This window comes from Verrucosispora sp. SN26_14.1, assembly GCF_004307965.1.
GTDB lineage: Bacteria > Actinomycetota > Actinomycetes > Mycobacteriales > Micromonosporaceae > Micromonospora.
The window spans coordinates 1-1,078 of sequence record NZ_SISL01000825.1 but is presented as its reverse complement, the minus strand read 5'-3'; the positions used below and the strand labels follow the sequence as shown (position 1 = coordinate 1,078).

Genomic DNA, 1,078 nt, shown 5'->3' with positions numbered 1-1,078 from the left:
CCCCCCACCCCCACCCCCCGTCCGGTTGATCAAGGAGTTTGCGTCACCCGCCGCCCCCGGGCGCGATCAAACTTCTTGATCGACGAGGCGGGCGTGGGCGGCTCACGCGATCATGGAGTCGTGGTCGCTGGTTCGCGGCTTTTGCCAGCATTCTCGGCCGCCGCGACTCCATGATCGGCGGGGTCAGCGTGAGGTGCGGAACGTCGGGGCGGGTGTGGGGGCTGGCTTGCGCCGGGGAGGGTGTGCTGGTGAGGGCGGAGGGTGATGCGGGGTGGGTGACGCGGGCAGTGCGGGGGTGCAGGGGAGTGCAGGCGGGGTGGGAGCGGGTCAGTGGAGGAGGTGGAGGGCGGCGGGGACGGCGGTGACGGTGACCGGGAGGGGTAGCGAACGCTCGCCGTCGGCGTACGTGGTGATGCCCTCGGCGGCCACCGTGACCGTGCGGGCGCGGTAGGTGCGCACCAGCGGGTGGTCCACGTGCGTGCCGGCGTAGATGCGCGGCTTGACGCGGATCAGCGTACGACGGTCGAACCGGCCACCGACCACCACGTCGAGCAGCCCGTCGGTCGGGTCCGCGTCCGGGCAGATCCGCATCCCGCCGCCGTAGCTGGCACTGTTGCCGACCGCCACCAGCACCGCGTCGACGTCGACCCGCTCACCGTCGAGGGTGAGCGTGTACCGGCGTGGGCGCAGCCGGGCCAACTCCACCAGGATCGCCAGATCGTAGCGGCGTGCGCCCTTCGGCCGGCGCATCCGGTTGGCCCGCTCGTTGACGATCGCGTCGAAGCCGGCCGCGAGCACAGCTCCGTACCAGCGCACCGTGTCGTCGTACCCGGTCATCCTGGCCAGGTCGACGGGACGGCTGCGGCCCGCGCGCAGCGCCGCCGCGATCACGTCCGCCGCCGCGCGCGGATCGCTCGGGAATCCGGTCTCGATCGCGAAGTCGTTGCCGGTGCCGGCGGGTACCGGGGCGAACGGCACCGTGGTGCCGGCCACCGCCTGCATCGCCCGGTGGACCGTGCCGTCGCCACCCACCGCGACCAGCGCGGACGCTCCCTCGGCGACCGCCGCCCGGCAGGCC

At 73.6% G+C, this 1,078-nt stretch carries 1 protein-coding gene; it reads right to left on the bottom strand.

All coding sequences use genetic code 11. The features are described 5' to 3' along the window. Positions 1-327 precede the first annotated feature (327 nt). Positions 328-1,078 (bottom strand): diacylglycerol kinase family protein (locus tag EYA84_RS32225; protein ID WP_131057897.1); only part of this gene is annotated, 751 nt, incomplete at its 5' end.